Annotated in this window: 21 protein-coding genes; 14 read left to right on the top strand and 7 right to left on the bottom strand. The window is 71.2% G+C overall.

Annotated elements, in window-relative coordinates; genetic code table 11:
* Positions 1 to 73: 73 nt before the first annotated feature.
* Together FHX82_RS31330 and FHX82_RS31335 are read left to right on the top strand one after the other, a co-directional pair.
* On the top strand, positions 74 to 1,240 hold the full coding sequence (locus tag FHX82_RS31330) for an LCP family protein (RefSeq protein WP_145933927.1): 1,167 nt from the start codon (positions 74 to 76) through the stop codon (positions 1,238 to 1,240).
* A 41-nt stretch (positions 1,241 to 1,281) separates the two neighbouring features.
* Positions 1,282 to 1,884, top strand: coding sequence for a GNAT family N-acetyltransferase (locus FHX82_RS31335; RefSeq protein WP_145933821.1), 603 nt, complete (start codon positions 1,282 to 1,284; stop codon positions 1,882 to 1,884).
* On the opposite strand, the gene FHX82_RS31340 is transcribed toward FHX82_RS31335, so the two are convergent.
* The 4 genes from FHX82_RS31340 to FHX82_RS31355 form a co-directional block, all read right to left on the bottom strand.
* Positions 1,881 to 3,701 (bottom strand): putative bifunctional diguanylate cyclase/phosphodiesterase, encoded by a 1,821-nt coding sequence (locus FHX82_RS31340; RefSeq protein ID WP_145933820.1) that lies wholly within the window; start codon positions 3,699 to 3,701, stop codon positions 1,881 to 1,883. The genes FHX82_RS31335 and FHX82_RS31340 overlap by 4 nt on opposite strands.
* A 489-nt stretch (positions 3,702 to 4,190) precedes the next feature.
* Positions 4,191 to 5,615, bottom strand: a complete 1,425-nt coding sequence (locus tag FHX82_RS31345; RefSeq protein ID WP_229880296.1) for a cytochrome P450 — start codon at positions 5,613 to 5,615, stop codon at positions 4,191 to 4,193.
* A gap of 69 nt (positions 5,616 to 5,684) precedes the next feature.
* Positions 5,685 to 6,710, bottom strand: a complete 1,026-nt coding sequence (locus tag FHX82_RS31350) for a ribonucleotide-diphosphate reductase subunit beta (protein ID WP_261377164.1) — start codon at positions 6,708 to 6,710, stop codon at positions 5,685 to 5,687.
* Positions 6,711 to 6,715: 5 nt separating this feature from the next.
* The gene (locus FHX82_RS31355) at positions 6,716 to 9,475 is read right to left on the bottom strand and encodes a ribonucleoside-diphosphate reductase subunit alpha (protein WP_145934507.1); all 2,760 of its coding nucleotides are present in this window, start codon (positions 9,473 to 9,475) and stop codon (positions 6,716 to 6,718) included.
* A gap of 260 nt (positions 9,476 to 9,735) precedes the next feature.
* On the opposite strand from FHX82_RS31355, the gene FHX82_RS31360 reads away from it, so the two are divergent.
* From FHX82_RS31360 to FHX82_RS31400, 9 genes are all read left to right on the top strand, one after another.
* Positions 9,736 to 10,518 carry a TIGR03084 family metal-binding protein gene (locus FHX82_RS31360; RefSeq protein WP_145934508.1) on the top strand — a complete coding sequence of 261 codons (783 nt, stop codon included), beginning with the start codon at positions 9,736 to 9,738 and terminating at the stop codon, positions 10,516 to 10,518.
* Positions 10,515 to 12,191, top strand: coding sequence for an acyclic terpene utilization AtuA family protein (locus FHX82_RS31365; RefSeq protein WP_145934509.1), 1,677 nt, complete (start codon positions 10,515 to 10,517; stop codon positions 12,189 to 12,191). Before FHX82_RS31360 ends, FHX82_RS31365 begins: the two co-directional genes overlap by 4 nt.
* The gene (locus FHX82_RS31370) at positions 12,188 to 13,327 is read left to right on the top strand and encodes an acyl-CoA dehydrogenase family protein (RefSeq protein WP_229880295.1); all 1,140 of its coding nucleotides are present in this window, start codon (positions 12,188 to 12,190) and stop codon (positions 13,325 to 13,327) included. The genes FHX82_RS31365 and FHX82_RS31370 overlap by 4 nt, the downstream gene beginning before the upstream one ends.
* Positions 13,324 to 14,922, top strand: a complete 1,599-nt coding sequence (locus tag FHX82_RS31375) for an acyl-CoA carboxylase subunit beta (RefSeq protein ID WP_183176939.1) — start codon at positions 13,324 to 13,326, stop codon at positions 14,920 to 14,922. The genes FHX82_RS31370 and FHX82_RS31375 overlap by 4 nt, the downstream gene beginning before the upstream one ends.
* A gap of 7 nt (positions 14,923 to 14,929) precedes the next feature.
* On the top strand, positions 14,930 to 16,807 hold the full coding sequence (locus FHX82_RS31380) for an acetyl/propionyl/methylcrotonyl-CoA carboxylase subunit alpha (protein ID WP_145934511.1): 1,878 nt from the start codon (positions 14,930 to 14,932) through the stop codon (positions 16,805 to 16,807).
* Positions 16,804 to 17,961, top strand: coding sequence for an acyl-CoA dehydrogenase family protein (locus FHX82_RS31385; protein ID WP_145934512.1), 1,158 nt, complete (start codon positions 16,804 to 16,806; stop codon positions 17,959 to 17,961). The genes FHX82_RS31380 and FHX82_RS31385 overlap by 4 nt, the downstream gene beginning before the upstream one ends.
* A gap of 9 nt (positions 17,962 to 17,970) precedes the next feature.
* Positions 17,971 to 18,627 (top strand): TetR/AcrR family transcriptional regulator, encoded by a 657-nt coding sequence (locus FHX82_RS31390; RefSeq protein ID WP_145934513.1) that lies wholly within the window; start codon positions 17,971 to 17,973, stop codon positions 18,625 to 18,627.
* Positions 18,628 to 18,691: 64 nt separating this feature from the next.
* Entirely contained in the window at positions 18,692 to 18,928 is a 237-nt protein-coding gene (locus FHX82_RS31395) for a hypothetical protein (RefSeq protein WP_183176940.1), read from the top strand.
* A 100-nt stretch (positions 18,929 to 19,028) separates the two neighbouring features.
* The gene (locus FHX82_RS31400; RefSeq protein ID WP_145934514.1) at positions 19,029 to 19,457 is read left to right on the top strand and encodes a hypothetical protein; all 429 of its coding nucleotides are present in this window, start codon (positions 19,029 to 19,031) and stop codon (positions 19,455 to 19,457) included.
* Here the strand turns inward: FHX82_RS31400 and FHX82_RS31405 are convergent.
* The 3 genes from FHX82_RS31405 to FHX82_RS31415 form a co-directional block, all read right to left on the bottom strand.
* Positions 19,454 to 19,906: a nucleoside deaminase gene (locus FHX82_RS31405; protein WP_145934515.1), complete on the bottom strand. Its 453-nt coding sequence runs from the start codon at positions 19,904 to 19,906 to the stop codon at positions 19,454 to 19,456. The genes FHX82_RS31400 and FHX82_RS31405 overlap by 4 nt on opposite strands.
* Positions 19,907 to 19,916: 10 nt before the next feature.
* Entirely contained in the window at positions 19,917 to 21,002 is a 1,086-nt protein-coding gene (locus FHX82_RS31410) for an epoxide hydrolase family protein (RefSeq protein ID WP_145934516.1), read from the bottom strand.
* 90 nt (positions 21,003 to 21,092) lie between these two features.
* Positions 21,093 to 21,641, bottom strand: coding sequence for a TetR/AcrR family transcriptional regulator (locus tag FHX82_RS31415; protein ID WP_145934573.1), 549 nt, complete (start codon positions 21,639 to 21,641; stop codon positions 21,093 to 21,095).
* Positions 21,642 to 21,779: 138 nt separating this feature from the next.
* On the opposite strand from FHX82_RS31415, the gene FHX82_RS31420 reads away from it, so the two are divergent.
* The 3 genes from FHX82_RS31420 (at position 21,780) to FHX82_RS31430 (ending at position 23,988) form a co-directional block, all read left to right on the top strand.
* Positions 21,780 to 22,532, top strand: coding sequence for an SDR family oxidoreductase (locus tag FHX82_RS31420; RefSeq protein ID WP_145934517.1), 753 nt, complete (start codon positions 21,780 to 21,782; stop codon positions 22,530 to 22,532).
* Positions 22,529 to 23,314 carry an SDR family oxidoreductase gene (locus tag FHX82_RS31425; RefSeq protein WP_145934518.1) on the top strand — a complete coding sequence of 262 codons (786 nt, stop codon included), beginning with the start codon at positions 22,529 to 22,531 and terminating at the stop codon, positions 23,312 to 23,314. Before FHX82_RS31420 ends, FHX82_RS31425 begins: the two co-directional genes overlap by 4 nt.
* 86 nt (positions 23,315 to 23,400) lie before the next feature.
* The gene (locus FHX82_RS31430) at positions 23,401 to 23,988 is read left to right on the top strand and encodes a TetR/AcrR family transcriptional regulator (protein ID WP_145934519.1); all 588 of its coding nucleotides are present in this window, start codon (positions 23,401 to 23,403) and stop codon (positions 23,986 to 23,988) included.
* Positions 23,989 to 24,012: the final 24 nt, after the last annotated feature.

Here is a 24,012-nt window from a genome sequence, read left to right on the forward strand (position 1 = left end):
GGGAGTCGGACGTCCCAGGATGCGGGGTTTGCGGTTCACTAGGAGCCCGCAGGCGAAGATCGGGGTGGATGCGATGACCTACGGCGGGAACTACGGCGGCGGCTACGAGCGCCCGCGGCCGCGTGGTCCGCGGCAGCACCAGTCGGCGCAGATGCTGCCCGTGCCCGGTCAGGGCGGCCAGGGCCCGACACGGCCGATGTCCCGGCGCGCCGCGGCCCCGCCCCCGCCGCCACCGCAGACGCCGTACGAGCGCCAGCCCCTGCCCGGGCGGCCGCGCCGCCGGCGCCGCATCAGCATCCCGAAGGTGCTGCTGTGCCTGGTGCTGCTGTTCGTCGTGTTCGTCGCCGGGGTGTGGATCTACCTCGACAGCTCGATCAACCGGGTCGACGCGCTCGCCGACTACGACGGGCGGCCGGCGGCGGCGTCGGGCACGAACTGGCTGATCGTCGGCTCCGACAGCCGCGACGGGCTCACGACGGAGCAGGAGCAGCAGCTGGCCACCGGCGACAGCGCCGCGGCGGGCGGCGGCTCGCGCACCGACACGATCATGATCGCGCACCTGCCGGACAACGACACCAAGCCGACGCTGCTGAGCCTGCCGCGCGACTCGCAAGTGAGCATTCCCGGGCACGGCAAGGGCAAGATCAACTCGGCGTACTCGATCGGTGGTCCCGCGCTGCTGGCCAAGACCGTCGAGCAGGCCACCGGACTGCGCATGGACCACTACGCGGAGATCGGCTTCGGCGGGTTCGCGAACATCGTCGACGCGATCGGCGGCGTCGACATGTGCGTCCCGACGGAGATGCACGACGACTACACCAACATCACGATCCCGGCGGGCTGCCAGACGCTCGACGGCGCGCACGCGCTGGGTTTCGTGCGGATGCGCCACAGCGAGGCGACGCCGCGGTCGGACCTGGACCGGGTGGAGAACCAGCGGAAGTTCATCGGCGCGCTGGTGAGCCAGATCGCGACGGCGGGCACCCTGCTCAACCCGTTCCACTTCTTCCCGCTGCTCTCGGCGGCGCCGGACGCGCTGACCATGGCCGACGGCGACCACCTGCACAACCTGGTCGCGATGGCGTGGGCGATGCGCGGCATCTCCGACGGCGGCGTGGTCACCACCACCGTGCCGGTCACGTCGGCGTCGGCGGAGAACTGGGACAAGACGAAGTCCAAGCAGCTGTTCGACGCCCTGCGCGGGGACACCCAGATCCCGGACAGCGCGCTGATGAACTAAATGCGGTGCGCTCCGGTGGGCCGGTCGGGCACCATCGGAGCATGATCGAGCCCGCGACCGAGCTGACCGACGGGGTAGTGCTGCTGCGCCGCTGGCGTGCCGACGACCTGGAGCCGCTGCTGCATGTCGTGCAGGACTCGCTGGCGCACCTGGAGCCGTTCATGCCGTGGGCGGTCGGCGGGTACAGCCAGGACGACGGGGTGCGGTTCCTGCGTGACGCCGAGCGCCAGTGGTCTGCCGGGGAGGCGTTCGACTACGCCAACGTCGGCGCGGACGGTGAGATCCTGGGCGCGGCGAGCCTCATGACGCGGCTCGGTCCCGGCGCGTTCGAGATCGGGTACTGGATCGGCCGCAGGCACACCGGCCACGGTCTGGTGACCCGGGCGGCGGCGCTGCTGACCACGGAAGCCTTCCGGCTGGGCCGTGAGCGCGTGGAGATCCGGCACGACCAGGCGAACGTCCGCAGCGGCCTGGTGCCGCAGCGGCTGGGCTTCACGCGCTCCGGCACCGCCCCGGCGGAACTCCCGGGCGGCACGGCGAGCACCGGCGTGCACGTCCACTGGCGCATGACGGCGGAGGTGTGGGCGAGCCGGGACAGCGGTGCGGCAGGCACCGTGCCCGGGGCCGCGGGGCGGGGCCGCTAGCGCGCGTGCCGTTCGATCAGCTCGTCCACCTCGTCGTCGGTGGCGGACGTGGCGATGAACGGGCCGCGGGCGGCGAGCACCCCGTGGGCACGCAGCCGTTCGGCGTGCTCCGTCGTCAGCACGCCCTCCGCGCCGATGCGCAGCTTCAGTTCGCGGGCCCGGACGATGAGCTGGTCCAGCGTCCGCGCGGCGATCTCGTCCTCGCCGTCCGCGAGCGCGTCCACCACCGGGCCGCTGAGCACGGCGTGCTCCACCTTCAGCTCGTGCTTCGGGATCAGCTCCAGGTCGGCCGACCCGCTCACCGTCAGCACCAGTTTCGCGCCGAGGTCCGAGAGCACCGACAGCGACTCCAGCACCTCGCCGCGCGGGTCGAGCAGGGACCCGCTGTCCGTGCACAGCCGCAGCGTTTTCGCGGGCAGGTGGTGCTCGTCGAGCTGGTCCTTGACCAGCCGCACCAGGTCGGGGTCGATCGCGAGCCGCCGCGGTAGTCGGACGCAGACGTCAGGGGCCGCGTCGCCGTAGCGCTCCCGCCAGCGGGCCGCGGCCGCGAGCGACTGGGTCAGCAGCCACTTGCCGAGCGGGATCGTCATGCCGGTGGTGTCGGCGAGCGGGTAGAACTCGCTGGAGTCCAGCTCGCCCAGCTGGCGGTGGTGCCAGCGCAGCCCGGCGTTGACGGCGGCCAGCTCGCCGTGGTCGGCGAGCTTGACCGTCGGCTGGTAGATGAGCGAGAACTCGCCGTTCTCCAGGGCACCGGCGATCTCCGCACCGAGCCGGTACCGGGCGCGGTCGCGGGCGTCGAGCTCGGGGTCGAACAGCATCCACTGCGCCTTGCCCGCCTCCTTCGCCCGGTGCAGGGCGATCTCGGCGGCGCGCTGCAGGTCCTCGGGCCCGCCGTCGCCGACGTCGCGCACGACGATGCCGACGCTGGCGCTCACGCCGATCCCGTGGTCGCCGATGTAGATCGGCTCGCCGAGCTCCTCCAGCGCCTGCTCGACGAGCCCGATCACGTCGCTCGGGTTCAGCTTGCCGCGCAACAGAATGCCGAACCCGTCGCCGGAGAGCCGGGCGACGAGCGTGTCCGGGCCGGCGAAGACCTCCTTGAGCTTGCGGGCGATGCCGCGCAGGACCTGGTCGCCCACGCCGGCGCCGAGCCCGTCGTTGATGACCTTGAACCCGTCGATGTCCAGGTACACCATGGCGATCTGGTCGCGGGCGGACGGGCTGAGCGCGGATTCCAGCAGCGTGTTGAAGCGGGAGCCGTTGGACAGGCCGGTGAGCGCGTCGTGCACGCTCTGGTGGCGCAGGGTCTCCTGCAGGGAGTGGACCTCACCGGCGTCCAGCACCATCAGCACGGGGAACGTCGAGCCCGGGCGGTCGCCGGGCAGCGTGGTGAGCGTGACGTCGGCCCAGGTGCCCGCATCGTCGGCGTGGATCAGCTGGAGGCGTTCGCGGTGCTGCTCGGAGTCGGTCTCTTCGAGCTCTTCGAGGCCGTTGCGCAGGCCTTCGACGTCCCGGCGGGAGAACCCGAGCTCCGTGAGGTGCCGGCCGAGCAGCTCTTCGGGCTTGTAGCCGAGGAGCGCGCCGAGCGCCGCGTTCACCTCGACGATCTGTCCGGCGGGGTCGGCGAGCGCGATGCCCATCGGCGAGGTGGAGTAGAGCGCGCTGAACCGCCGGATGGCCGCCTCCCGCGCCGCCTCGACCGGCTGCACCACGTCGCGGACGACGTCGTGCAGCAGCTCCTCCAGCCGGTCGGCGGAAAGACCTACCCCATCCGTGTGAGCGAGCTGCGCCGCCCACCGTCGGACGGCTTCTCCCAAGCCTGGCGCCCCACCAGGTTCCGGCACGCTTCACCTCTTGTTGAACGGACAAAGGCCAGGTCAGCCGCAGTGCGCACGCCGCAGCGCCCGCACCGGACCTCCTCCGGCCCTGAGTGATGCCACGCCATCACCTGCCGTCGGCACTGTCTACCGGCTGAACGAGTGATGATCAGTGTAGATGTGGTCACTTCGCGTGATGATCCGCCCCACCGCGGTGTAGAGCAGGGCAGGTCGAGAAGGCAGGAACGCGGCAATGCACCAGAAGGGCCAGGACCACCGCCCGGATCTCCCCCGCCCCTCGTCCCCAGCTGCACTTGGCGGTTGACTCGGCGGGTCAAGGGTCGCGCAGCGATCGCGAAGCGACGCCGAAGGCGCCCTTGAGGCGGCGAGGCAACCGTCGAACACTCAACGGCGAGGGGCGGGGGTGGGCCGGGCAAGGAGGGCGGCCACGCCCGGCCCACATCGAGCGACCCACTGCGAAACGAGCGGTCAGCGTCGCTCCAACGTCACCGGCAACCCGTCCACCGGAACGGGCAGGGAGACGTAGTCCCACCGCATCCGGTACTGCTCCGGGACCGACCAGCGGTACGCGCGCAGCAGCTCGTGCAGCACGGCCTTCACCTCGAACGTCCCGAAGTGCAGGCCGATGCACTTGTGCGCGCCGCCGCCGAAGGGCATCCACGCGTAGCGGTGCGAGCGGTCCTCCCGGCGGCCCTCGGCGAAGCGCTCCGGGTCGAACTCGTGCGGGTTGGTCCAGTGGTCGGGCGAGAAGTGGTTGGTGTTGGGCGAAACGCTCACGAGCGTGCCCGCCGGGACGTAGTGGCCCAGCACCGCGACGTCCCGCAGCGCCTTGCGCGGCAGTGACGGGACCGGCGCCGTGAGCCGCAGGGACTCCTTGATCACCAGGTCCAGCGTCTTCAGCTCGTCGAGCGCCGCGAGGTCCGGCAGGTCGTCGCCCAGCGCCAGGGACTCCGCACGCGCCCGTTCCTGCCACTCGGGGTGCTTCGCCAGGTGGTAGGCCGCCGCCGTGCTGGTGATCGTCGTCGTGTCGTGGGCGGCCATCATCAGGAAGATCATGTGGTTGACGACGTCCTCGTCGCTGAACTGCTCGCCGTCCTCGCCCGTCGCGTGGCACAGCGCGGAGAACAGGTCGTCCCCGCGGGAACGGCGTTTCGCGGGCAGGTTCTCCGAGAAGTACTGCTCCAGCGTGCGGCGGCCCGCGAGCCCCGCCGCCCAGCGCCCGCCGGGCACCGGGAAGCGCACGAGGGCCGTCGCCGCACGGACCGAGTCCACGAACGCCCGGTTGATCCGCGCCGCGTTGTCGCCGCTCGGCATGCCCATGAACACGCGCGTCGCGACGTCGAGCGTCAGCCGCTTGAGCGCCCAGTACAGCCGGGGCCTCCCGCTGGCGCCCCAGCTGCCGACGCCCTCGCGCAGCGCCGGGCCCCACTGCCGCGCGTAGCTGGCCAGCCGGTCCCGCGTGAACGCCTCCTGCATGATCCGCCGGTGCAGGTGGTGCTCCTCGAAGTCCAGCAGCATCAGCCCGCGGTGGAAGAACCGCTCGATGAGGAAGTGCCAGCCCTCCTGCGAGAACACCTTGTCCTTGTTCACCAGCGCGAACTGCGTCGCCTCCGGCCCGCCGAGCACGACGAACCGCGTGCCGAGCGAGCCCATCCACGACACCGGCCCGAACGTCTCGTACCGCTGCAGCGCGAAGTCCACGCCGAACCGCATCGAGTCGAAGGTGTGCCCGATGAGCGGTGGCCCGTCGTCGCCGAGCACCGGGGCCAGCCCGCTGCCGGGCGGCGGCGAGGCGAGCTCCTTGACGGGCCACCGCTTGCCCAGCAGCCGCCGGTCGACGGCCGCGGGCAGCGGGAGCGAGGTGAGGGGCGGAACCCGGTCGCGGATCGTCACGATGCCTCCTTGCACGTGTCGAGCTGATCCCAGGTTGCCGCCCCTCGCCCCAACTGGCAAGCCCCGTTGTCAGTCCCAGTCGAGCGAGCCGCCGGTCTGGTACTCCGTCACCCGGGTCTCGAAGAAGTTCTTCTCCTTCTTCAGGTCCATGGCTTCCGACATCCAGGGGAAGGGGTTGCCGGTCTCCCCGAAGATCGGGGCGAGCCCGATCTGCTGGGCGCGCCGGTCGGTGATGAAGTGCATGTACTGCTCGCACTGCGCGGCCGAGAGCCCCAGCATCCCGCGCGGCATGGTGTCACGGGCGTAGGCGACCTCCAGCTCGCACGCCTCGACGAGCATCCCGCGGACCTCGGCCTGGAACTCCGGCGTCCACAGGTGCGGGTTCTCGATCTTGATCTGGTTGATGCAGTCGATGCCGAAGTTCAGGTGGATCGACTCGTCGCGCAGGATGTACTGGTACTGCTCGGCGATGCCCACCATCTTGTTGCGCCGCCCGAGCGAGAGGATCTGCGCGAACCCGGTGTAGAACCACATGCCCTCGAACACGACGTAGAACGCCACGAGGTCACGCAGGAAGTCCTGGTCGTCGGTCGCGCCGGTTTCCAGGTTCTGCGTGTACTTCAGCGCCCACGCGTCCTTCGCGGTGATCGACGGGACCTCCCGGTACATGTTGAACAGCTCGCCCTCGACGAGGCCGAGGCTTTCGCAGATGTACTGGAAGGTGTGCGTGTGCACGGCTTCCTCGAACGCCTGGCGCAGCAGGTACTGGCGGCACTCGGGGTTGGTGATGCGCCGGTAGACCGCGAGCACGAGATTGTTGGCCACCAGCGATTCGGCTGTCGCGAAGAACCCGAGGTTCCGCTTGAGCATCGCGCGTTCGTCCTCGGTCAGGCCGCCGGGGGACTTCCACAGCGCGAGGTCGGCCTGCATCGAGACCTCGGTGGGCATCCAGGAGTTGCTGCAGCCGGCGAGGTACTTCTCCCACGCCCAGTGGTACTTCAGCGGCAGCAGCTGGTTGACGTCCGCGCGGGCGTTGAGCATCGCCTTGTCGTCGATGCTCACGCGGGCGGCGCCGCTGTCGATCAGGGGGCTCACGCTGGTCACTGGCAGGCCTCGCAGTCGGGGTCGTCGATGCGGCAGGCGGCCGGTTCCGGTGCGGCGACCGGAACGGCCGGGACGGCGTTGAGCTTGCCGTCGGTGCCGCGCAGGGTGCTCTTCTCCACGCTGGTGGCGGCGCGGGCGCGCAGGTAGTAGGTGGTCTTGAGGCCCTTGTGCCAGGCGTAGCGGTAGAGCTCGTCGAGCTTGCGGCCGCTGGGCGCGTCCACGTACAGGTTGAGCGACTGGGCCTGGTCGATCCACTTCTGCCGCCGCGACGCCGCGTCCACGAGCCACTTCGGGTCGATCTCGAACGCGGTGGCGTAGCGGCGCTTGAGGTCCCCGGGTACGCGGTCGATCTGTCCGAGGCTGCCGTCGAAGTACTTCAGGTCCGAGACCATCGCCTCGTCCCACAGGCCGCGGGCCTTGAGGTCGCGCACCAGGTGCGGGTTGACGACGGTGAAGTCGCCGGACATGTTGGACTTGACGTACAGGTTCTGGAACTGCGGTTCGATCGACTGGCCGACGCCGCAGATGTTGGAGATGGTCGCGGTGGGGGCGATCGCCATGACGTTGGAGTTGCGCATCCCGTTGATGCGCACCCGTTCCCGCAGCGCATCCCAGTCCATTGTGGACGAGTAGTCGACGTCGAGCGAGTCGCCCTGGCGGGCCGCGGCGAGCAGGCGCAGGGAGTCGATCGGCAGGATGCCCTGGCTCCACAGGGAACCGTCGAAGGACTCGTACCGGCCGCGCTCGGCGGCGAGGTCCGAAGACGCGGAGATAGCGTAGTAGCTCAGGTGTTCCATGCTGCGGTCGGCGAACTCGACGGCTTCCGGGCTCGCGACCGGGAGCCCGAGCTCGAACAACGCGTCCTGGAAGCCCATGAGGCCCAGGCCGATCGGGCGGTGGCGCAGGTTGGAGCGGCGCGCCTCGGGGATGGTGTAGAAGTTGATGTCGATGACGTTGTCGAGCATCCGGACCGCGGTGCGGACGGTGCGTTCCAGCTTCGCGGTGTCCAGGCCGTCCGGCGTGACGTGCCGGAGCAGGTTCACGGACCCGAGGTTGCAGACGGCGACCTCCCCGGTGCTGGTGTTGAGCGTGATCTCGGTGCACAGGTTCGAGGAGTGGACCACGCCCGCGTGCTGCTGCGGGGAGCGCAGGTTGCACGGGTCCTTGAAGGTGATCCACGGGTGGCCGGTCTCGAACAACATCGTCAGCATGCGGCGCCACAGCTCCACCGCGCGCACCCGGCGGAACACCTTGATCTCCCCGCGGTCGGCGGCGGCCTCGTACTCGCGGTAGCGCTCGGCGAACGCGGTGCCGTAGAGGTCGTGCAGGTCGGGCGTCTCGTCGGGGGAGAAGAGGGTCCACGGGGCGTCGGCCTCGACGCGGCGGAGGAACTCGTCGGGCACCCAGTTGGCGGTGTTCATGTCGTGCGTGCGGCGCCGGTCGTCGCCGGTGTTCTTGCGCAGGTCGAGGAACTCCTCGACGTCGATGTGCCAGGTCTCCAGGTACGCGCAGGCGGCGCCCTTGCGTTTCCCGCCCTGGTTCACCGCCACCGCGGTGTCGTTCGCGATCTTCAGGAACGGCACCACCCCCTGGGACTTGCCGTTCGTGCCCTTGATGTGCGCGCCGAGGCCGCGGACCGGGGTCCAGTCGTTGCCCAGGCCGCCCGAGTACTTCGCCAGCAGGGCGTTGTTCTTGTAGGACTGGAAGATCGAGTCCAGCTCGTCGTCGACCGTGGTCAGGAAGCAGGAGGACAGCTGCGGGCGCGTGGTGCCGGAGTTGAACAGCGTCGGCGTCGAGGCCATGAAGTCGAATGACGAGAGCAGCTCATAGAACTCTATCGCGCGCCTTTCCCGGTCCTGCTCGCGCAGCGCCAGGCCCATCGCCACCCGCATGAAGAACGCCTGTGGCAGCTCGAACCGCGTGCCGTCGTGGTGCAGGAAGTATCGGTCGTACAGCGTCTGCAGGCCCAGGAAGCCGAAGTCGAGGTCGCGCTCCGGGCGGATCGCCGCCGTGATCTTCTTGAGGTTGAACTTCGCCAACTCGGGGTCCACCAGCTCCAGCTCGATCGCGCGCGCCAGGTAGTCGCGGAAGTAGCCGGGGTAGTTCAGCTCGTCGTGGCCGGCCAGCCGGGGCTCGCCCGCCAGGTACGTGAGCGCCTCGCCGCGCAGCTTGTCCAGCAGCAGGCGGGCCGTGACGTACGAGTAGTTCGGCTCCCGCTCCACCAGCGTGCGGGCGGCCAGGATCTGCGCCGTCGCCAGCTCTTCCGCGGTGATCCCGTCGTAGAGGTTGCGGCGTGTCTCGGCCAGCACCGGCTCCGCCGACACGTCGTCGATCCCGGCCACCGCCTCGGCGACGACGTGCTCGACGCGCGCCCAGTCGACGTGCTCGGCCGCGTCCTGGACCGCGGGCTTCTCGCGGGCCTTCGCCCGCTCCTCGCGGTAGAGGACGTACGCGCGGGCGACCTTGTGGTGCCCGCCGCGCATCAGCGCGAGCTCGACCTGGTCCTGGATCTGCTCGACGTGCAGCGCGGGCTCGGGTCCGGCGTAGCGCAGCAGCGACGTCTCGACCTGCGTCGTCAGCTCGGCCACGACGTGGTGGACGCGCGAGGACGCCGCGGCGCCGTCGCCTTCGACCGCGAGGAAGGCCTTGGTCAGGGCGACCGAGATCTTGTTCGCGTCGAAGGGCGACACGGTGGCGTCGCGGCGGATGACCTGCACGGCGGCGCGCACCGGCCGTGAGGTGGTCTCCACAGACATGCATCACTCCAAAAAAGGGCGCGGGGGATCGGCACGCCGCCCGGCGGACGACGTGCTGGAGGACAAGGCTTCACCGGGCCGCCAGCTCGGGGGCGCCGGTGATCCAGAGACTACATCTAGGGGTATCGCTCCGCATGGACCCCAATATGCGGGCGTGTCGGCGAGTCGTGCTAGCTCATCGGCGAGCAAAACAATCAAGCGTGCTTGATTTTTCCGGCCGCCGGTGCCAGGCTCCTCGCAGGCGCGAGGAGGCGAATGCGGTGGTGGACCTGCGACCGATCCTGGATGACCTGGCGGCCGAGAGCCAGGCGCTCGACGACGTCGTGGCGGAGGCCGACTGGGCCACGCCGACCCCGGCCGAGGGCTGGACGATCGCCCATCAGATCGGGCACCTCGCGTGGACCGACGCGAAGGCGCTGCTGGCGGTGCGGACTCCGGACGACTTCGGCGAGGAGGTCAAGCGGGCGCTGGCGGGCGGCGAGGGTTACATCGACGCCGCGGCGGCCGACGAGGCGGCCAAGCCTCGCGACGAGCTGTTGCGGGAGTGGCGCACCGGCCGGGAAGCGCTTTCCGCCGCGCTCGGCTCGGCGCCGCCGGGCACGAAGTTCCCGTGGTACGGCCCGCCGATGAGTGCGGCGTCGATGGCGACGGCGCGGTTGATGGAAACCTGGGCGCACGCGCAGGACGTCTACGACGCTCTCGGTCTCCCGCACGAGCCGACCGACCGGATCCGGCACATCGCCCGGTTCGGTGTCCGCACCAGGGACTTCGCGTTCGCGGTGCACTCGCTCGCGCCGCCGCAGGCCGAGTTCCGGGTCGAGCTGCGGGCACCGGACGGTACACTGTGGACATACGGACCGGAGGACGCCGAGCAGCGCGTCACGGGCAGCGCGGCCGGCTTCTGCCTCGTGGTCACGCAGCGCCGCCATCCCGCCGACACCGACGTGCGGGCCACCGGTGCCGACGCGGTGAAGTGGCTGGAGATCGCCCAGGCCTTCGCGGGACCGCCCGGAAGCGGCCGGAAGGCGGGGCAGTTCGCATGACCCTGCGCATCGGCAACGCGTCGGGCTTCTACGGCGACCGCTTCTCGGCGGTCCGCGAGATGCTCACCGGCGGCCCGCTCGACTTCCTGACCGGCGACTACCTCGCCGAGCTGACCATGCTGATCCTCGGCCGTGACCGGCTGAAGGACGCCAACCGCGGCTACGCCAGGACCTTCCTGCGCCAGCTGGAGGAAAACCTCGGCCTGGCCCGGGAAAAGGGCGTCCGGATCGTCACCAACGCGGGCGGGCTCAACCCGGCCGGGCTGGCGGACGCGATCCGGGAGCTGGCCGGCAAGCTCGGTCTCGACGTCGCGGTGGCGCACGTCGAGGGCGACGAGCTGCTGCCGTCCGCCGAACGGCTCGGGCTCGGAAAGCCCTTGACTGCCAATGCCTATCTCGGCGCCTGGGGCATCGTCGAGTGCCTGAACGCGGGCGCGGACGTGGTGGTGACCGGGCGGGTCACCGACGCGTCGCTGGTCGTCGGGCCCGCCGCCGCGCACTACGGCTGGCGCCGCGACGACTACGACCGGCTCGCCGGCGCCGTGGTGGCCGGGCACGTCATCGAGTGCGGCGCGCAGGCCACCGGCGGCAACTACGCGTTCTTCACCGAGCACGACCTGGGCACGCCCGGCTTCCCGATCGCGGAGGTCGAGGCCGACGGGTCCAGCGTCATCACCAAGCACCCGGGCACCGGGGGAACGGTCACGGTCGGCACCGTCACCGCGCAGCTGCTGTACGAGATCGCGGGTCCGCGCTACGCCGGGCCGGACGTCACGGCCCGCTTCGACACCATCGGCGTCGAGCAGGACGGCCCGGACCGCGTGCGCATCAGCGGTGCGAAGGGCGAACCGCCACCGCCCACCCTCAAGGTGTGCCTGAACTCCCTCGGCGGCTTCCGCAACGAGACGACCTTCGTGCTCACCGGGCTGGACATCGACGCCAAGGCCGCGCTGGTGCGGGAACAGCTGGAAACGGCGCTCAAGGACCGGCCGCCCGCGGAGATCCGCTGGACGCTGGCGCGGACCGACCGTGCGGACGCCGGGACCGAGCAGGAGGCCAGCGCACTGCTGCACTGCGCGGTCAAGGACGGCGACCCGAAGGTGGCGGGCCGGGCTTTCAGCGGCGCGGCGATCGAGCTGGCGCTCGCCAGCTACCCCGGGTTCCACGTCACCGCGCCGCCGTCCGACGCCTCACCATACGGAATCTACACGGCGTCCTATGTGGATGCCTCCGAAGTGGACCACATCGCAGTACTGCCCGACGGGACAAGGGGTTCCGTACCGCACGCTGACGAGACAAAGCCACTGTCCGAAGTGGAGGAGCCAACGCTGCCGGAGCCGTACACCGGGGCAACGAGGACAGCGCCGCTGGGCACCGTGCTCGGCGCCCGCAGTGGCGACAAGGGTGGCGACGCGAACCTGGGCGTCTGGGTGCGGACCGACGAACAGTGGCGCTGGCTCGCTCACGCCCTCACCGTGGCGGAGTTCCAGCGGCTGCTGCCGGAGACCGCGTCGCTTGAGGTGCGGCGGTACGCGCTGCCGAACCTGCGGGCGCTCAACTTCGTGGTTTCCGGGCTGCTGGGCGAAGGCGTCGCCTCGCAGGCGAGGTTCGACCCGCAGGCCAAGGCGCTCGGCGAATGGCTGCGGGCGCGGCACGCGGAGGTGCCGGCGTGATCGACACCCCGGAACGCGCGGAACTGCGCAAGACCGTCCGCCGGTTCGTCGAGGCGGAGGTGCTGCCGCACCTCGACGAGTGGGAGCGCGCCGGTGAGCTGCCGCGCGAGCTGCACCGCAAGGCCGGGAAGATCGGCCTGCTCGGAGTGTCCTTTCCGGAGGAAGCCGGCGGTGGTGGCGGGAACTACCTCGACGCGCTCGTCGTGGCCGAGGAGATCCTGTACGCGGGCGGCTCGGGCGGGCTCGTCGCGTCTCTGCTGACCAACGGGATCGCGCTGCCGCACCTGGTCGCCGCCGGAAACCGGGAGCAGCTCGACCGGTGGGTGCGCCCGACGCTCGACGGTGAGCTGATCGGCTCGCTCGCGATCACCGAGCCCGACGGTGGTTCCGACGTCGCCGGAATCCGCACGACCGCTCGGCGGGAGGGCGATCACTACGTCGTGAACGGGGCGAAGACCTTCATCACCTCCGGATGCCGCGCGGACTTCGTGACCACCGCCGTACGCACGGGCGGCCCCGGCGCCCACGGCATCTCGCTGCTGGTGGTCGAGCGCGGCACACCCGGGTTCACCGTGACCCGCAAGCTGGAGAAGATGGGCTGGCACTGCTCCGACACCGCCGAACTGTCCTATGTGGACGTCCGGGTGCCGGTGGCGAACCTGGTGGGCGAGGAGAACACCGGGTTCATCCAGATCGCCACGCAGTTCGTCGTCGAACGCCTGTCGCTCGCCGTGCAGGCCTACGCGACCGCGCAGCGGGCGCTGGACCTCACGCTCGGGTGGTGCCGCCTGCGGGAGACCTTCGGGCGCCCGCTGATCTCCCGGCAGGTCGTGCAGCACAAGGTCACCGACATGGCGCGCCGCACCGACCTCGCGCGGGTCTACACGCGACACGTCGCGGAACGGTACGTCGCGGGCGAGGAGGTCATCGCCGAGGCGTGCTTCGCCAAGAACAGCGCCGTCGAGGCCGCGGAGTGGGTCGTGAACGAGGCGGTGCAGCTGCACGGCGGTCTGGGCTACATGCGCGAGTCCGAAGTGGAGCGGCACTACCGCGACGTCCGCATCCTCGGCATCGGCGGCGGCACCAACGAGATCCTCACCGGACTGGCCGCGAAACGATTGGGGTACACCGCTTGAGCGTCATCAGGTCAGGAGTGGACACCGCGAGCGAGGAGTTCGCGGCGAACCGTGAGGCGATGCTGGCCAAGCTCGCCGAACTGGAGACGGAGCACGCCAAGGCCATCGCGGGCGGCGGCGAGAAATACGTGGCGCGCCACCGCAAACGCGGGAAGCTGCTCGCCCGCGAACGGATCGAGCTGCTGCTGGACGAGGACTCGCCGTTCCTGGAGCTGTCCCCGCTCGCCGCGTGGGGCACCGACTACCACGTCGGCGGCAGCGTGGTCACCGGCATCGGCACGGTCGAGGGCGTCGAGTGCATGATCGTCGCCAACGATCCGACCGTGAAGGGCGGCGCGAGCAACCCGTCCAGCCTCAAGAAGGGCCTGCGGGCCGCGGAGATCGCCGCGGAGAACCGGTTGCCGACGATCAACCTCGTCGAATCCGGCGGCGCGGACCTGCCCACGCAGAAGGAGATCTTCATCCCGGGCGGGCGGACCTTCCGCAACCTCACGAACTCCTCGGCCGCGCGCATCCCGACCATCGCGCTGGTGTTCGGCAACTCCACCGCGGGCGGCGCGTACCTGCCGGGCATGTCGGACTACGTGGTGATGGTCAAGGAACGCGCGAAGGTGTTCCTCGGTGGCCCGCCGCTGGTGAAGATGGCGACGGGGGAGGAGTCGGACGACGAGTCCCTCGGCGGCGCCGAGATGCACGCCCGCACGTCGGGCCTCGCCGACTACCTCGCGCAGGACGAGGAGGACGCGATCCGGCTCGGGCGCAGCATCGTGAAGCGGCTCAACTGGCACAAGCAGGGCCCGGCCCCGAAACCGGACTACGACGAACCGCTGCACGACCCGGCCGACCTGCTCGGCGTCGTGCCCGGAGACCTCAAGGTGCCGTTCGACCCGCGCGAGGTGATCGCCCGCGTCGTCGACGGTTCCGACTTCGACGAGTTCAAACCGCTGTACGGCCCGAGCCTCGTCACCGGCTGGGCGAGCCTGCACGGCTACCCGGTCGGCATCCTGGCCAACGCGCAGGGCGTGCTGTTCAGCGAGGAGTCGCAGAAGGCCACGCAGTTCATCCAGCTGGCCAACCAGTCCGACACGCCGCTGATCTTCCTGCACAACACCACCGGCTACATGGTCGGCCGCGAGTACGAGCAGGGCGGCATCATCAAGCACGGCGCGATGATGATCAACGCGGTGTCCAACTCGAAGGTGCCGCACCTGTCGGTGCTCATGGGCGCCTCCTACGGCGCCGGGCACTACGGCATGTGCGGCCGGGCGTACGGGCCGCGGTTCCTGTTCGCCTGGCCCAGCGCGAAGTCCGCGGTGATGGGGCCGCAGCAGCTGGCCGGGGTGCTGTCGATCGTGGCCCGGGCCGCCGCCGCGAACCGCGGGCAGGCCTACGACGAAGACGGCGACAAGGCCATGCGGGCCATGGTGGAGCAGCAGATCGAGGCCGAGTCGATGCCGATGTTCCTGTCCGGCATGCTCTACGACGACGGCATCATCGACCCGCGCGACACCAGGACGGTACTGGGGCTGAGCCTGTCCGCCATCCACAATGGACCAGTCAGGGGCGCCGAGGGCTTCGGCGTCTTCCGGATGTGAGGCGCGAGTGATCACCACGATTCTGGTCGCGAACCGGGGCGAGATCGCCCGCCGCGTGTTCCGCACCTGCACCGAGCTGGGCATCGGCCGCGCCGCGGTGTTCTCCGACCCCGACGCCGGTTCGCCGCACGTGCGGGAGGCGGACGCCGCCGTCCGGCTGCCGGGCGACGCGCCGTCGGACACCTACCTGCGCGCCGACCTGCTGGTCGAGGCCGCGAAGGCGACCGGCGCCGACGCCGTGCACCCGGGCTACGGCTTCCTGTCGGAGAACGCCGCGTTCGCGCGTGCCGTCCTCGACGCGGGGCTCACGTGGATCGGCCCGCCGCCCGCCGCGATCGAGGCCATGGGGTCCAAAGTGGAGGCCAAGCGGATCATGGCCGACGCCGGGGTGCCCGTACTGTCCGAATTGGACCCGGACGCCGTCACCGAAGCCGACCTGCCGGTGCTGATCAAGGCTTCGGCCGGAGGCGGCGGCCGCGGGATGCGTGTCGTGCGGGAGCTGGGTGAGCTGGCGGACGCCGTGCGCAGCGCCCAGGCGGAGGCCGAATCCGCTTTCGGTGACCCGACGGTGTTCTGCGAGCGTTACCTGGAGACCGGGCGGCACATCGAGGTGCAGGTGCTCGCCGACACGGCCGGTACCGTGTGGACGGTCGGCGAACGGGAGTGCTCCATCCAGCGGCGGCACCAGAAGGTCATCGAGGAAGCGCCTTCCCCGCTCGTCGGCGCCGAGATGCGCGCCGCGTTGTTCGACGCAGCCCGCAAGGCCGCGCAGGCCATCGAGTACGTCGGCGCGGGCACCGTCGAGTTCCTCGCCACGAACGACGGGCAGTTCTTCTTCCTGGAGATGAACACGCGCCTGCAGGTCGAGCACCCGGTCACCGAGCTGGTCGCCGGGCTCGACCTGGTGGCCTGGCAGATCCGCGTCGCCGAAGGCACGCCGCTGCCGCCCGAGCCGCCCGCGCCGAACGGGCACGCCATCGAGGTGCGCCTGTACGCCGAGGATCCCGCGGCGGACTGGCAGCCGCAGACCGGCACGCTGCACCACTTCGCCGTGCCCGGGGACGTGCGGGTCGACAGCGGGGTCGCCGACGGGTCGGTGATCGGCGTGCACTACGACCCGATGCTCGCGAAGGTCATCGCCTGGGCGCCGGACCGCGCCGGGGCCGCGCGCAAGCTGGCCGGTGCCCTCGCCGGAGCGGAGATCCACGGCGTGCGCACCAACCGCGACCTGCTCGTGAACGTCCTGCGGCACCCGGAGTTCCTGGCCGGGGACATCGACACCGCGTTCTTCACCCGCCACGGGCTGGAAGCGCTCGCGAAGCCGCTGGGCGACGAGCGGCTCGCCGCGGTCGCGGCCGCCTTCGCCGACGCCGCCGCGAACCGCGTGGGGCAGCGGATTCCCGGCGGCTGGCGCAACGTCCGCTCCGCCCCGCAACGCAAGCGGTACACGGCCGGGGACACCGAGTACGAGGTCGCGTACTCCGACAGCCGCGTCGAGGGCGAGGACATCACGCTCGTGTCGGCCACGCCGGATCACGTCGTACTCGACGTCGGCGGCGTGCACCGGAACTTCGCCGTCGCCCGGTATCCCGGGCTGGTGTGCGTCGGGCCGGTGTCGCTCACGCCGGTACCGCGGTTCACCGAACCGGGTTCGGCGCTCGCGGCGGGCTCGCTCGTCGCGCCGATGCCGGGCACCGTGCTGCGGATCGCCGTCGAGGCGGGCGCCACCGTGTCGGCGGGCGAACCCCTGCTGTGGCTGGAAGCGATGAAGATGGAACACCGGATCACCGCGCCGTCGGACGGCGTGGTCGCGGAGCTGCCCGTGTCCGTGGGGCAACAGGTCGAAGTGGGCGCCGTGCTGGCCGTAGTGAAGGAGCCGCAATGAGTTTCACCGAATCCGAGGAGCGGCAGGCACTGCGCAAGGCCGTCGCCGAACTGGGCCGCAGCTACGGTCACGAGTACTACGCGAAGCTCGCCCGCAGCGGCGGGCACACCACCGAGCTGTGGGACGAGGCCGGGCGGCTGGGCTACCTCGGCGTGGCCGTGCCCGAGGAGTACGGCGGCGGCGGAGCGGGGATCGGCGACCTCGCCGCGGTGTGCGAGGAGCTCTGCGCCGCCGGCACGCCGATGCTGCTGATGGTGGTGTCCCCGGCGATCTGCGCGACGGTGATCGCCCGCTACGGCACCGACGAGCAGAAGAGCCGGTGGCTGCCGCGGTTCGCCACCGGCGAGGTGCGGATGTCGTTCGCCATCACCGAGCCCGACGCCGGGTCGAACTCGCACCGCATCACCACCACCGCTCGCCGCGACGGCGGGGACTGGGTGCTGAACGGGCGGAAGGTGTTCATCTCGGGCGTCGACGAGGCCGAGGCCGTGCTGGTGGTCGGGCGCACGGAGGACGCGAAGACGGGCAAGCTCAAGCCCGCGTTGTTCGTCGTGCCGACCGGGACACCCGGCTTCGAGTACCGGCAGATCGAGATGGACCTCGTCTCGGCGGACAAGCAGTTCGGCCTGTTCCTCGACGACGTCCGGCTGCCCTACGACGCGCTGGTCGGGTCCGAGGACGCCGCGCTGGCGCAACTGTTCGCGGGGCTCAACCCCGAGCGCATCATGGCCGCGTCGTTCTCCACCGGCATCGCCCGGTACGCGCTGGACAAGGGCGTGGAGTACGCGAAGCAGCGCAGCGTGTGGGGCGCGCCGATCGGCAGCCACCAGGGGCTCGCGCACCCGCTCGCGCAGGTGAAGATCGAGGTGGAGCTGGCGCGCCTGATGACCCAGAAGGCCGCCGCGCTGTACGACGGGGGCGACGACTTCGGCGCGGGCGAGGCGGCGAACATGGCGAAGTACGCCGGGGCGGAGGCCGCGATCAAGGCGGTGGACACGGCGATCCAGGCCCACGGCGGCAACGGCCTGGCCTCGGAGTACGGCCTGGGTACGCTGCTCGGGGCCGTGCGGGTGGGCCGCATCGCCCCGGTGAGCAGGGAGATGGTGCTCAACTTCGTCGCCCAGCACACCCTCGGCCTGCCCAAGTCCTATTAGGAGGCACCACTGAGCACCCCCGCGCGCGAGCCCCGGCAGGAGCGCAGCCGCACGACGCGGCGGCGGCTGATCGACGCCGCCGTCGAGTGCCTCGGCGAGCTGGGCTGGAGCGGGACCACCGTCGCGGTCATCGCGCAGCGCGCGGGGGTGTCCCGGGGGGCCGCCCAGCACCACTTCCGCACCCGCGAGGACCTGGTGACCGCGGCCGTGGAGTACCTCGGTGAGGTGCAGGTCACCCAGTTGCGGGAACAGGCGGAGGAGCTGCCGGCGGGCGAGTCACGCATCGAGACCGTCGTCGACATGCTCCTCAACCTCTACACCGGGCCCATGTTCCGCGCCGCGCTGCACCTGTGGATCGCCGCGTCCACCGACGAGGGGCTGCGGGCGGTCCTGGTGCCGCTGGAGGCCCGCGTCGGCCGCGAGGCGCACCGCGTCGCGGTGGAACTGCTCGGCGTGGCGGAGACGCAGGGCGGCGTCCGCGAGATGGTCCAGGCCACCCTCGACCTCGCCCGCGGCCTGGGGCTCGCGAACCTGCTCTCCGACGACACCCGCCGCCGCGCCAAGATCATCCGACAGTGGGCACGCGTGCTGGGTTCGGCCCTGCCGGAACCGGGTAGCGCTGAAGAGCGTCCGAATGAACGCGAAACAACGGGCGTGGCGCGCTAACACTGATGGAGCAGCGCGCGATAACTTAGAGCAACAAGAGTTTTTGTCCGAGGGGGCGATACCCATGGCCGACGACCTGTCCCATCGCGCACTGGCGATGCTGCGAGCCGTGGCGGAAGGCCGAGCTGTCCTGTCCCGCAGCTGCGAGCCGGACCTGTTCATCGACGGCGTGCCGTGCTGCGACCAGATGACCGCGCACGCCCTGGCGCACGGCGGCTATGTCGCCGCCGGCCCGGACGGGCGCACCGCCGAGCTGACGGACGCCGGCCGCGCCGTGCTCTCGGTGACGCTGGTCGCCTGAGTAGCCGAACCGCAACCAAGATCGGCGTAACGCTAGATCATCTTCCGGCGACATCCCGGTCGCCGCTGGCACGGCGCACGTACCGGAAGGTGAGAAGACGATGGGGATCTTCGGCAGGAGCAGGGCGGAACAGACGATTCAGGCGCCCGGAGCCCGGGACGTCCCGAAGCTCAACCCGATGTGGTTCGCCGATCAGCTCGAACGCGCCGGCAAACCGCTCACCACCGCCAACGGCGCGGCCGTCGCGGGCCTGGTCGGCGCCACCCTGGCGCTCAGCGCGCAGCGGTGGCTCGACGTCGTCGGCACGCCTGAGATCCGTCAGCGCTGGGACAGCCTGTTCGGCGCCGCCGATCCGGACGCGTCGGCGCGGCTGACCCGGCCGGACCGGATGATCGACTTCCTGTGGGCCGTGAGCCCGCGCCTGCACCCGGGCCTGCGCGAGTTCCCGGACACCATGGTGCCCACCGTCCAGGCCAGGCTCGCGGAGTTCGGGCCGGAGCTGCCCGAGGACCTCGGGAGCGACACCTAGTCCGAGGTGCCGATGTCCTCGAACCACAGCTCGGGGCGCTCGGCGATGAACTCCGTCATCAGCGCCACGCAGGCCGGGTCGTCGAGCAGCGTGATCGCCACCCCGTGCTCCGCCAGCCACTCGTGACCGCCGGAGAAGGTGGTCGCCTCGCCGATCACCACGTGCGGGATCGCGAACTGCCGCACCAGGCCGCTGCAGTACCAGCACGGCGAGAGCGTCGTGACCATGACTGTGTCGCGGTAGTGCGGGCGGCGCCCGGCGTTGCGGAAGGCGGCGGTCTCCGCGTGCATCGACGGGTCGTCGTCCTGCACGCGGCGGTTGTGCCCGCGCCCCAGCAGCTCACCGTCCACTGTGAACAGTGCGGCGCCGATCGGCACACCGCCCTCGTCCTTGCCGAGCACGGCTTCCTCACGGGCGACGGCGAGCAGCCGGGCGGGGTCGAGATCCATGACTCCCACCCTAGAGCAGGAACTTCCGCAGGTCGGCCACCAGCAGGTCCGGCTGCTCCATCGCCGGGAAGTGCCCGCCCCGGTCGTGCTCGGTCCACCACACGACGTTCTCGGTGCGCTCGGCGAAGCGGCGCAGCGGCAGCGCGAGGTCCTTCGGGAACACCGACACGCCGGTGGGCACGGGGGAGGGCTCGCGCGGGGTCCGCCAGTGCGCCGCCGACTCCTGGTACAGCCGCGCGGACGAGCCCGCGGTGCCGGTGAGCCAGTAGACCATCACGTTCGTCAGCAGCTGATCGCGGTCGACGGCGTCCTCGGGCGCGTCCGTGGAGTCGGTCCAGTCGTGGAACTTCTCCACGATCCACGCGAGCTGGCCGACGGGGGAGTCGTGCAGCGCGTAGGCCAGTGTCTGCGGCCGCTGCGACTGCAGGACCGAGTAGCCGGACAGCTCCCGCTGGTACCGGCGGCGCGAGTCCAGCCGGCGCTGTTCGTCCTCGGTCAGCTCCTCGCCGTCGACGCCGCCGCCGGGCAGCATGGTGAGGTGCACCGCGGTGACGTGCCCGGCGTCGAGGCGTCCCAGCTCGCGGGTGACGAGGGCGCCCCAGTCCCCGCCGTGCGCCGCGTACCGGTCGTAGCCCAAGCGCCGCATCAGCTCGGCCCAGGCGCGGGCGATGCGCAGCACGTCCCAGCCCGCCTCGGTGGTCGGGCCGGAGAAGCCGTAGCCGGGCAGCGACGGGACGACGAGGTGGAAGTCCGCCGACAGCGGTTCGAGCACCCGCAGGAACTCCACCACCGACCCGGGCCAGCCGTGGGTCAGCACCAGCGGCCGCGCGTCCGGCTTCGCCGAGCGGACGTGCAGGAAGTGCACGCGCTGCCCGTCGATCTCCGTCGTGAACTGCGGGAACTCGTTGAGCCGCCGCTCGTGCCGGCGCCAGTCGTAGTCGTGGCGCCAGTAGCGGGCGAGCTCCTGGAGGTAGGCCAGCGGCACGCCGGAGCCCCAGCCCGCGCCCGGCAGCTCGTCCGGCCAGCGGGTGAGGTCGAGGCGGGCGTGCAGGTCGTCGAGCCGGTCCTGGGGGATCTCGATGCGGAAGGCGTCCATGCCTCTACGGTAACGGCGGCCACCAGAGGTTACCGACCGCTTAGTATGTGCGGTACGGTGTGCGGCGTGGCGGTGGTGCTCCCGGGAGGGTCAGACGGTGGCGCCGAGCATGCGCAGCACGAGGTCGCCGTACTCACGGCCCAGCGCCTTCGGCGTCTTGCCCGCGCGGTCGCTGTACCAGCGCGCCACGTCCACACCCAGCGACAGCACGGCGCGTGCCGCGGTGCGCAGGTCGGTCACGGTGAACTCGCCCGCCTTCACGCCCTCGGCGATCACGTCGCGGACCAGGTGCTCGATGCGGCGGCGCAGGTCCGCGACCACCGCGTACTGCTGTTCCGGCAGCGCCTGCAGCTCGTACTGCACGACGCGGGCCACGGTGTGCCGCCGCGCGTGCCAGGCCACGAAGTCCTCGACGATGCTGCGCATCCGCTGGCGGGGGCTGTCGGCGCGCCCGGCCACGCTTTCGACGAGGATGAGCGTCTGCTCGTGCCCGCTCTTGCTGATGGCGAACAGCAGCGCCGCCTTCGACGGGAAGTGCACGTACAGCGCGGCGGGGCTCATGCCCGCGGCCGCGGCGATGTCGCGGGTCGTCGTGGCGTGGTAGCCACGCTCGGCGAAGGACTCGACAGCGGCGAGCATGAGCCGGCGCGCGGCGTCGGGCTGGACGTCGGGCCACAGTTCGGCGGACAGGGTCACGCTCGCATCCTTCCAGGATCGGACCGTGCCTAGTGTAAGCGGGCGCTTAGCCCAGCTCCGGAGTGGAACAGGAGACCGTCAGTGAACTCTCTCAAGGACCGCGTCGCGATCGTGACGGGGGCGAGCCGGGGCATCGGTCTCGCCATCGCCCAGGAACTCGTGCAGCGCGGCGCGAAGGTGTGCATCACCGCCCGCAAGCCCGAGCCGCTCGCGGAGGCGGTCAACGTGCTCGGCGGCCCGGACGTCGCGATCGCCGTGCCCGGCAAGGCCGACGACGCCGCGCACCAGCAGGAGGCCGTCGCGAAGACGGTCGAGACCTTCGGCAGGCTCGACATGCTGGTGAACAACACCGGCATCAACCCGGTGTTCGGGCCGATCACCGACGTCGACCCCGGCGCCGCGGCCAAGATCTTCGCGGTGAACGTGCTCGCGCCGCTGTCGTGGGTGAAGCTCGCGCGCGACGCGTGGATGGGCGAGCACGGCGGCTCCGTCGTCAACGTGGCTTCCATCGCCGGGCTGCGGGCCTCGCTGGGCATCGGCATGTACGGCGTGAGCAAGGCGGCGCTGATCCGGCTCACCATGGAGCTGGCCGCCGAGCTGGGCCCGAAGATCCGCGTGAACGCCGTGGCGCCCGCGGTGGTGAAGACGCAGTTCGCGACCGCCCTGTACGAGGGCCGCGAGGAGGAGGTGGCCTCGCACTACCCCCTCAAGCGGCTCGGCGTGCCGGAGGACATCGCCGGCGCCGTGGCGTTCCTGCTGTCGGAGGAGTCGGGCTGGATCACCGGGCAGACGCTGACCCTCGACGGCGGCGTGACGCTGGGCGGTGGCCTGTGACCACACAGCTGCGGGGTGCGGGCGTCGTCATCACCGGAGGCGGCGGCGGGATCGGCGGCGCGCTGGCGCGGCGGTTCGCGGCCGAGGGCGCGCGGATCGTCGTCGCCGACCTGGACGGGGACGCGGCCGCGAAGGTGGCCGAGGAGGTCGGCGGCGCGTCGATCGCGGTCGACGCCGCGTCCGAGGCCGGGGTCGAGGAGCTGATCACCGCCGCGCGCGGCGAGCTGGGCGCGATCGACCTGTTCTGCGCCAACGCGGGGATCGCACCGCACGGCGGGGCCGACACGCCCGAGGACGTGTGGGCGAAGGCGTGGGACGTGAACGTGATGGCGCACGTGCGGGCGGCGAAGCTGCTGCTGCCGGACTGGCTGGAGCGCGGCCGCGGGCACTTCCTCGCCACTGTGTCGGCCGCGGGCCTGCTCACCATCCTCGGCTCGGCGCCGTACGCGGTGACCAAGCACGGCGCGCTCGCGTTCGCCGAATGGCTGAGCGCCACCTACCGGCACCGGGGGATCACCGTGCAGGCGATCTGCCCGCAGGGCGTGCGCACGAACATGCTCGCCGGCACGGGCGCCGCGGGCGACTTCATCATGGGCGCGACGGCGATCGAGCCCGGGCAGGTGGCCGACACCGTGATGGACGCCTTCGCGGACGGGCGCTTCCTGATCCTGCCGCACCCGGAGGTCGCGGACTACTACGCGGCGCGCGCCACGCAGACCGACCGCTGGCTGGCGGGCATGAACAAGCTGCAGCGGAAGGTGGAAGAGGCGACCGGGCAGTGATTCCGGCGACCCCGGCGATCCCGGTGACCAGCGCGGAACCCGCCACGGCTGCCTGCCGGGCGGGTGCGCCGCGCTAGCCTTGATCCATGGTCCGCCCCGCCGCCGAGGACTCGGTGCCGCGCCGCCTGCTCGCGGCCGCGACGAAGCTGTTCGCGCAGCAGGGGTACGACCGCACGTCCGTGCAGGAGATCGTCGCCGCGGCCGGGGTCACCAAGGGCGCGATGTACCACTACTTCGGCTCCAAGGACGACCTGCTGTCGGAGATCTACGGCCGCGTGCTGCGGCTGCAGACCGAGCAGCTGGAGAAGGTGGCGGCCACCGAGGCGCCGGTGGCCGAGCGGCTGCGCCGGGCCGCGCAGGACGTCGTGGTCAGCACGATCGAGAACCTCGACGACATGACCATCTTCCTGCAGTCGGTGCACCTGCTGGCGCCGGAGAAGAGCCGCGCGGTGCGGGCCGAGCGGCGCCGCTACCACGAGCGGTTCCGCGCCCTGGTCGAGGAGGGCCAGCGCGCGGGGGAGTTCCGCGCCGACAAGCCCGCCGACATCGTCGTGGACTTCTTCTTCGGCTCGGTGCACCACCTGGGCGCGTGGTACCGCAGCGGCGGGCGGCTCTCGGCGCGTGAGGTGGGGGAGCACTACGCCGACCTGCTGCTGGCGGGGCTCCGTCCCTGAAGGCCAGGGGCGGAGCCCCGGGCG

It is taken from the genome of Amycolatopsis bartoniae, from assembly GCF_014191255.1.
Taxonomy (GTDB): domain Bacteria; phylum Actinomycetota; class Actinomycetes; order Mycobacteriales; family Pseudonocardiaceae; genus Amycolatopsis_E; species Amycolatopsis_E bartoniae.